Below are 7,217 nucleotides of genomic sequence, written 5' to 3' on the forward strand. Positions count from 1 at the left end.
CCCGCGCGCGACGCACGGGCTTCGCCGACTTCCTCGTCGCCCGCATGGCGGCGGACCTCGACGACCGCCTCGGCGCGGTGCTGCGAACCTTCACCACCTGCCTCGACCTCGCGACGCCGACGACCACGGCGGCACGCGTGCTCGCCGCCCGCTATCCCGACGCGGCGGTGCTGCGGCTCACGCCGCTCGCCGAGGCAGCAGAGCCTGGCGTCGCGCAGGCGGTCGCCGACCTGGAGGCGCTTCCGGCCGCCCCTGGCCACTTCGATTGCGCCGTCTCGTTGCTGGCGCTCCAGGGCGTGAACGACCTGCCCGGCACGCTGGTGCAGCTCCGCCGCGCCCTGCAACCGGACGGGCTGTTCCTTGGATGCTTGTTCGGGGGCGCCTCGCTGAACGAGCTGCGTGCGAGCTTCGCCCAGGCCGAGAGCGAGGTCGAAGGCGGCATCAGCCCGCGGGTCGCACCGTTCGCCGAGGTGCGCGAGGCCGGCGCGTTGCTGCAGCGGGCGGGCTTCGCCCTGCCGGTCGCCGACACCGAGACCGTGACGGTGCGCTACGCCGACCCGTTCGCGCTGATGCGCGACCTGCGCGCCATGGGCCTCACCAACACGCTGGTCGAGCGCCGCCGCACGCCCCTGCGGCGCGCCACGCTGATCCGCATGGCCGAGATCTATGCCTCCCGCTTCGCCGACGCGGACGGCCGGCTTCGCGCGACTTTCGAGGTGCTTTGGCTGACCGGATGGGCACCGCATGCGAGCCAGCAGGTGCCGCTGAAGCCGGGAAGCGCGAAGGCCCGGCTCGCCGACGCGCTCGGCACCATCGAGCTGAACCCCAACGAGAGGATTCCACGATGAGACAGCCCGGCCCCGACCATCCAATCACCGTCACGCCGCATCCGGGTCGCATCCGGGTGATGCTGAACGGCGTCGCCGTCGCCGACAGCCGCAACGCGCTGTCGTTGAAGGAGGCGTCGTATCCGCCGGTGCTCTACGTCCCGCGCGCCGACGTCGACCTCTCGCACTTCACGCTTTCGGCGCGGACGAGCCATTGCCCGTACAAGGGCGACGCCAGCTACTTCAGCATCAAGGTGGGCGACGCGTCGCGGCCGGACGCGGTGTGGAGCTACGAGGCGCCGTTCCCGGCCGTGGCCGAGATCGCCGGGCATGTGGCCTTCTACCCCGACCGGGTCGACGGCATCGAAACCACTTAATCCTGGACCAGCGGCCAGAACCCGTACTTGCGCCCGTGCGCCGCGCGTAGGCCCGCGCGATACGCTTCCGGCGCCGGCTCGATCGCGCCGGCAAGAAGCCGCGGCGCCATCGCGTCCAGGGCCTTGAGGTAGCGCGCCGCATGCGGGTAGGCGCTGCTCCGACCCTCGCCGAGGATGTCGTCGATCATCCGGCGCAACAGGATTGCGGCCGCCGCAGGATGGGCGGGCTCCAGCGCGTCCGCCGCCAGTTCCAGCAAGCGGTAGGCGGCGCCGCGCCACTCCAAAGCGCGAGCGAGGACGAGGCGCGCGGCGCGGTCGAGGCTCGGCCACGCCACGAGGAAAGCGAGCGCGCGGTGGGCGTCGTCGTGCCGGCTCACGTGTTCGAGGGCACGCTCCCAAACTTCTTCGTCCTCGAAGTCGGGCAGCTTCGCGAGGTGCGCCCGCAGCATGTCGGCGTCGAGCAGGGTCTCGAACCCGCGCCAGCGCAGCGCCTGGGCTTCCTCCCGTCGATCGAGTGCATCGAGGATGCGGATTTCCAGGGCGATCCGCTCCCGCGCTCGGCCGTCGATCGCCGCGTCGCCGACGGCGAGCGACGCGCGGGTGACGACGCGGCCCCGTGAGGATGCCGGGCGCCGAATCCAGTCCAGCGCCTCCGCGGCGCGGCCGGCGTCGAGCAGACGCCGGGCGATTTCGATGACGTCCGGCCGGCCGGGCATGATCGCCTGCTCGAGCGCGACGTAGGCGTCTACGTCTCCGCGGCTGTCGGCGATGTCCTGGCGAATGCGCAGGAGGTTCCCGTGGGTCAGACCGGCGCGGATCGCAGGCGTCCCGCTCGTGCCGTCGGCAGGCTTGGCCCCGGCGCAGACGGCTTCGGCAAACGCGTCGTCGAGGGATCGCAGCGCGGTGGCGGGCAGGCGCGGGACGAGATCGCGGATCAGTAGGCCGAACGGTCCGTAGGGGTCGGCGACGACGCGCGGGATCAATGTCAAGGCGAACAAGCCAGCGGCGTCCGGATCGAGGTCCGCCGCAATGGCGACGACCGCCTCGGAGGCGCGCTCGTAGATGGCCTGGATCGCGCCCGAGCCGTCATCGACCCGGTTCAGCACCGCGTCGGCCCCACCGAGGAAGCGCACCAGACGTTCCAGGGCGGCCGCGCGGTTGAGGGTCGCCAGCTCCGTGAGGATCACGGTGACCGTCGCACCGAGGTCGGTTGTGAAGGCTCGGCGCTTCTGCCAATCGATGAAGCCGCGGGCGCCTTCAAGGGCGGTGAGCCGGCGATCCACGATCGCGGCGACGGCCTCCGGGCCCTGCAGGGAGGCAAGGGCCGCGCTCACGAGCTTTTTGAACGCGGCGTTATGCGCCGCCTCGCCGAGGATCAGGCCGATCAGGCGATCCGGGCTCAGCGCCGCCAGCGTCTCGGGGGAGGGCGTAGTGCGGCGGGTGCCCTTCGGCGGCTTGACCGCCGACGGAACGGATTTAAGAGGCGCCGTGGCCGATTTGCGAGGCATCGAATGTCCAGACCCCGCCCATCACGGCCTCGATCAATCCTCGACTTTCGCCACCGGCCGATCATCGCCGCGGGCGGTCTCGTCGTGCCAGGCGCCCGAGCCGTCCTGGTAGCGGATCCCCTCGGTCGAGCCCGGAACCTGCTGCTCGGCGGCGGCAGCTTGCGCCGCCTGCAGGGCCTCGTCGTGGCTCGGGAAGGTCTCTGAGAACACGTCGCCGACCTTGTAGGCGTAGCCGCCGTCGTGCTCGACGACGTGATAGGTGACTTCGGACATCGCAATCTCCCGACCTGGAACGAAACCTGTCCAGCGCGAACACGTCGGCGGCGCGGTGGTTCCGCAAGCCGCCCGCTCAGTGCCGGGTCGGGGCGGCCCAGGGCAGGCGTTCGATCGCCGCCTCGCAGCCGGCGATCAGCGAGCCGCGCGGGTCGTCGGAGTCGTATCCGGCCCCGTCGGCGAAGGCGACGACGTGGACCGCGCCGTCGTCGAGCCTGCGGATGCGGGCGACCCAGCCCTCGGGCGCACGCTCGAAGGCGACCTCGTACTGCGTGCCGTCGCGCTCGATTCGATGCGGTTCCATGCCGTCGTCCAATCCCGCTCGCGCCGCCGCGGCCCTATCTGGATGGGGCCACACACCAAAGGATGTCGATGCCCTATCGTACGTTGCTCGCCGCCGCGATCCTCGCGGCCGGATCACTCCCCGCCCTATCACAGGGCCGGGGCTATGCCGGAAGCACGTTCGGGCCGACCGGCTCCGCCGTGCCCCCGAACCCGTTCGCGTCGAACTATCCCTCCGCGCCGCCGCCGCGGGCGGTCATCGAGCGGCGCGGGCGCCATGCCGTGCGGCGGCCGTCGCGCGAGCCCGGGCTGCTGCCCCCGGGGCGTATTCCGGCGGGTTCGACCCAGGAATGAGTGCGTGGCTCGCCGCCGGTGGTGGCGTCCACCTGATCCTGCTCGCCGCGAGCCTGGTGATCGGGCTGATCGCGGTGACGCGTTGAGGGTCAGGCGTCGCCGACGACGCCGGCCTCGTCCTGCGCCTGGAGCACGTCGGGGCGCGGCATCGAGATGATGTTGTAGCCGGAATCGACGAAGTGGATCTCGCCGGTCACCCCGCACGAGAGGTCCGACAGCAGGTAGAGCGCCGAGCCGCCGACGTCGTCGAGGGTCACGGTCCGGCGCAGCGGCGCATGCGCCTTCTGGTGGTTGAACATCAGCCGCGCGTCGGCGATGCCGGCGCCGGCAAGCGTCCGCATCGGCCCGGCCGAGAGGGCGTTCACGCGGATGTTGTCCGGGCCGAGATCGGTGGCAAGGTAGCGCACCGACGCCTCCAGCGCCGCCTTGGCCACACCCATCACGTTGTAGTTCGGCATGACGCGAGTGGAGCCGCCATAGGTCAGCGTCAGCAGGGATCCGCCCGCGCGCATGCGCTTGGCCGCCCGCTGCGCGATCTCGGTGAAGGAGAAGCACGAGATCGTCATGGTGCGCGAGAAGTTCTCGCGGGTGGTCACGTCGACGTAGCGGCCCTTGAGCTGCGCCTTGTCCGAGAAGCCGATCGCGTGGACCACGAAGTCGAGAGTGCCGTCGAAGCGCTCGTCAAGGGCGGCGAAGGTCGCGTCCACGGAGGCGAGGTTCTCCACGTCGCAGGGGAGGACGATGTCGGAATCGAGCCGCGCGGCCAACGGCGCGACGCGCTTGCCGAGCGCGTCGCCCTGGTAGGTGAAGGCGAGCTGCGCGCCGTGCTTGTGCAGGGTCCTGGCGATGCCCCAGCCGATCGAGTGGTCGTTGGCCACGCCCATGATCAGGCCGCGCTTGCCCGCCATCAAACCCGTCATTCGATCCGTCACTCCCGAGTGCTGCGCCGCATCGGGCGCACGTCAACACGTATCGAGGCTTAGGCGCGGGGGAGGGCGCTGTCCAATCTCGGACCTGGAAAAAGGCGTCCCCTTGAAACACGAAAGCCCTGCCGCAAGGCAGGGCTTCGAGCGGTCCGGCGCAGAGTGGCAACCTCAGAAGTAGCCACGCGTCTGCGACTTGGCGTCGTCGATCAAGGCCTGCTTGGCGTAGATGCCGGCCGATCCGAGGACGACCGCCGCGAGCGCCAAGCCGATGAGAAAGAAGGTCATGCGCGCTCCACTCCCTGGCACAGCCTCAAGGCAGAACTTGAGTGGAGAGTTTGGGTTCCAATGGTTAACGAAGCGTGCCTCGAACCGCCGATTTCCTTGACGACGGTCCGCCGTCGTGCCGGACGCGTCAGGCGTCGACGTTCTTCAGCACCAGCGTCGCGTTGGTGCCGCCGAAGCCGAACGAGTTCGACAGCACGTGGCCGAGCTTGGCCCCGTCCCGGCGTGTCCGCAGGATCGGCATGTCGGCGAAGGCGGGGTCGATCTCATCGATGTGCGCGCTGGCGCTGATGAAGTCGTTGTTCATCATCAGGAGCCCGTAGATGGCCTCCTGCACCCCGGTGGCGCCGAGCGAGTGCCCGGTGAGGGACTTGGTCGCCGCGATTGGCGGGCAGGCGTCGCCGCGGCCGAACACCTCGCGGATCGCCTCGATCTCCTTCTCGTCGCCCACGGGCGTCGAGGTGGCGTGCGGGTTGATGTAGTCGATCGGCGCGCCCTTCAGGCCTTCCATCGCCTGGCGCATGCAGCGCACCGCTCCCTCGCCTGAAGGCGCCACCATGTCGTAGCCGTCGGAGGTCGCGCCGTAGCCGGCGATCTCGCCGTAGATCCGCGCGCCGCGGGCCTTGGCGTGCTCCAACTCCTCGAGGACGAGGACGCCGGCCCCCCCGGCGATGACGAAGCCGTCCCGGTTGGCGTCGTAGGCGCGCGAGGCCCGCTCGGGTGTCGCGTTGTACTTCGAGGACATCGCGCCCATCGCGTCGAACAGCACCGACAGTGTCCAGTCTAAATCCTCGCAGCCGCCTGCGAAGATGATGTCCTGGCGACCGCCCTGGATGATCTCGGCGGCGTTGCCGATGCAGTGGTTCGAGGTCGCGCAGGCCGAGGCGATCGAATAGTTGACGCCCTTGATCTTGAACCAGGTCGCCAGGGTCGCCGAGGCGGTCGAGGACATCGCCTTCGGCACCGCGAACGGGCCGACACGCTTAGGACCCTTCTCGCGGGCGATCGCGGCCGATTCAACGATCACACGTGTCGAGGGACCGCCCGACCCCATGATGATGCCGGTGCGCTCGTTCGAGATGTCGCCGGCCTCAAGCCCTGAGTCGCGGATCGCCTGATCCATCGCCACGTGGTTCCAGGCGCTGCCCCCGCCGTGGAAGCGCATGGCGCGGCGATCGACGACTCCCTCGGGGTCCAGGGTGGGCCGGCCCGAGACCTGACTGCGGAAGCCATGCTCGGCATGCGAGCCGTCACGGGTGATGCCGGACCGCCCTTCGCGGAGCGAGGCGAGCACTTCCTCGGTGTTGTTTCCGATGGATGAGACGATGCCCATCCCGGTGACGACGACACGGCGCATGAACGAACTCGTCTCCCCGGCGACGCGCCCGGTGGGTGAGCGTCACGCTACTTCGTCAGCTAGGATGCCGCCGGCCTGTTCTCAACCGGCGAGGACGCGCCCCGTTGCCGGGAACGCATCGAAATCAGGTGTGGCGCTCAGCTCTGGAACAGGGCGACGCGCAGGTCCTTGGCCTCGTAGATGCGCTTTCCGTCGGCTTCCAGCCACCCGTCGGCGATGCCGAGGACGAGCTTGCCGGTCCGCACCCGCCGCAGGTCGACGCCGTAGACCACCTGCTTGACGGTCGGCAGGACCTGATCCGTGAACTTGACCTCGCCGACGCCGAGCGCCCGCCCGCGGCCCGGCGCGCCGAGCCAACCGAGATGGAAGCCGACGAGCTGCCACAGGGCGTCGAGCCCGAGGCAGCCGGGCATCACCGGGTCGCCCTTGAAGTGGCAGGAGAAGAACCAGAGGTCTGGCCGGATGTCGAACTCCGCGCGGACCAGACCCTTGCCGTGGGCGCCGCCCTCGGCGGCGATCTCGGTGATGCGATCGAACATCAGCATCGGCGGCAGCGGCAGCTGGGCGTTGCCCGCGCCAAAGAGTTCGCCGCGCCCGCAGGCGAGCAGGTCCTCGTAGGAATACTGCGAGGCGCGGGGGGCGGTCTGTTCGGTGTCGGACGTCATGAAGGCGGGTCGGTCCTCGTGTCGCGAGCTTCGGTCGGCGGGCACGGGCCGGCTTCGGCGCCGGCGCGCATCCCGTACACGGGGCGAACCGCGCACTCGGCGGCCTCGTTAGCATAGGCGCGGAGCCGGTTCCAAGCAGGCGCGAACGAAGCGGCCTTCGCGCGAGCGGGAGAGGGGCCACCTGCGCGTGTTGCGAGCCGGCGACCGTTCCCATATACACGAGGGCGAAATCCTTCACCCCTCGCGAGCGTTCAGTCCCGCCGATGTCCGAACTGCTGTCCCTTCAGGCCGCGCTGAACGCCCGGATCCCGGCCCTTTCGGGGGATGCGGCCGGCGCGGCGCGCCGCGGCTGCCCCCTCTCGGACC

The 7,217-nt window shown here is 70.2% G+C and carries 9 protein-coding genes; 3 read left to right on the plus strand and 6 right to left on the minus strand.

What is annotated here, in order from left to right; translation table 11 throughout:
• Both FV222_RS12940 and FV222_RS12945 read left to right on the plus strand, forming a co-directional pair.
• Positions 1-848: methyltransferase domain-containing protein (locus FV222_RS12940; RefSeq protein ID WP_147814549.1), on the plus strand; the 848-nt coding region annotated here is incomplete at its 5' end.
• On the plus strand, positions 845-1,204 hold the full coding sequence (locus FV222_RS12945; protein ID WP_147761558.1) for a DUF427 domain-containing protein: 360 nt from the start codon (positions 845-847) through the stop codon (positions 1,202-1,204). The genes FV222_RS12940 and FV222_RS12945, both read left to right, overlap by 4 nt.
• Here the strand turns inward: FV222_RS12945 and FV222_RS12950 are convergent.
• The 3 genes from FV222_RS12950 to FV222_RS12960 form a co-directional block, all read right to left on the minus strand.
• Positions 1,201-2,712, minus strand: a complete 1,512-nt coding sequence (locus FV222_RS12950; RefSeq protein WP_147814551.1) for a DUF6880 family protein — start codon at positions 2,710-2,712, stop codon at positions 1,201-1,203. The genes FV222_RS12945 and FV222_RS12950 overlap by 4 nt on opposite strands.
• Before the next feature lie 33 nt (positions 2,713-2,745).
• The gene (locus tag FV222_RS12955) at positions 2,746-2,985 is read right to left on the minus strand and encodes a DUF2188 domain-containing protein (RefSeq protein ID WP_147751795.1); all 240 of its coding nucleotides are present in this window, start codon (positions 2,983-2,985) and stop codon (positions 2,746-2,748) included.
• Positions 2,986-3,061: 76 nt separating this feature from the next.
• The gene (locus FV222_RS12960) at positions 3,062-3,289 is read right to left on the minus strand and encodes a hypothetical protein (RefSeq protein ID WP_147761560.1); all 228 of its coding nucleotides are present in this window, start codon (positions 3,287-3,289) and stop codon (positions 3,062-3,064) included.
• A 68-nt stretch (positions 3,290-3,357) separates the two neighbouring features.
• Here FV222_RS12960 and FV222_RS12965 point away from each other — a divergent pair, with 68 nt between their 5' ends.
• Positions 3,358-3,621: a hypothetical protein gene (locus FV222_RS12965; RefSeq protein ID WP_147751793.1), complete on the plus strand. Its 264-nt coding sequence runs from the start codon at positions 3,358-3,360 to the stop codon at positions 3,619-3,621.
• Between the two features lie 89 nt (positions 3,622-3,710).
• Here the strand turns inward: FV222_RS12965 and fabI are convergent, their stop codons facing one another.
• The 3 genes from fabI to fabA all read right to left on the minus strand — a co-directional run bounded on the left by fabI (position 3,711) and on the right by fabA (position 6,851).
• Positions 3,711-4,541, minus strand: coding sequence for an enoyl-ACP reductase FabI (fabI, locus tag FV222_RS12970; RefSeq protein WP_147751792.1), 831 nt, complete (start codon positions 4,539-4,541; stop codon positions 3,711-3,713).
• Between the two features lie 418 nt (positions 4,542-4,959).
• The gene (gene fabB, locus FV222_RS12975) at positions 4,960-6,186 is read right to left on the minus strand and encodes a beta-ketoacyl-ACP synthase I (protein ID WP_147761561.1); all 1,227 of its coding nucleotides are present in this window, start codon (positions 6,184-6,186) and stop codon (positions 4,960-4,962) included.
• A 137-nt stretch (positions 6,187-6,323) separates the two neighbouring features.
• Positions 6,324-6,851, minus strand: a complete 528-nt coding sequence (fabA, locus tag FV222_RS12980; RefSeq protein ID WP_147751790.1) for a 3-hydroxyacyl-[acyl-carrier-protein] dehydratase FabA — start codon at positions 6,849-6,851, stop codon at positions 6,324-6,326.
• Positions 6,852-7,217: the final 366 nt, after the last annotated feature.

This window comes from Methylobacterium sp. WL103 (assembly GCF_008039885.1).
Lineage (GTDB): Bacteria > Pseudomonadota > Alphaproteobacteria > Rhizobiales > Beijerinckiaceae > Methylobacterium > Methylobacterium cerastii.

Coding starts and splice junctions, on each gene's coding strand:
- FV222_RS12945 (WP_147761558.1), top strand. CDS start 845: ATGAGACAGCCCGGCCCCGACCATCCAATCACCGTCACGCCGCATCCG.
- FV222_RS12965 (WP_147751793.1), top strand. CDS start 3,358: ATGCCCTATCGTACGTTGCTCGCCGCCGCGATCCTCGCGGCCGGATCA.
- fabB (WP_147761561.1), bottom strand. CDS start 6,186: ATGCGCCGTGTCGTCGTCACCGGGATGGGCATCGTCTCATCCATCGGA.
- FV222_RS12950 (WP_147814551.1), bottom strand. CDS start 2,712: ATGCCTCGCAAATCGGCCACGGCGCCTCTTAAATCCGTTCCGTCGGCG.
- FV222_RS12960 (WP_147761560.1), bottom strand. CDS start 3,289: ATGGAACCGCATCGAATCGAGCGCGACGGCACGCAGTACGAGGTCGCC.
- FV222_RS12955 (WP_147751795.1), bottom strand. CDS start 2,985: ATGTCCGAAGTCACCTATCACGTCGTCGAGCACGACGGCGGCTACGCC.
- fabI (WP_147751792.1), bottom strand. CDS start 4,541: ATGACGGGTTTGATGGCGGGCAAGCGCGGCCTGATCATGGGCGTGGCC.
- fabA (WP_147751790.1), bottom strand. CDS start 6,851: ATGACGTCCGACACCGAACAGACCGCCCCCCGCGCCTCGCAGTATTCC.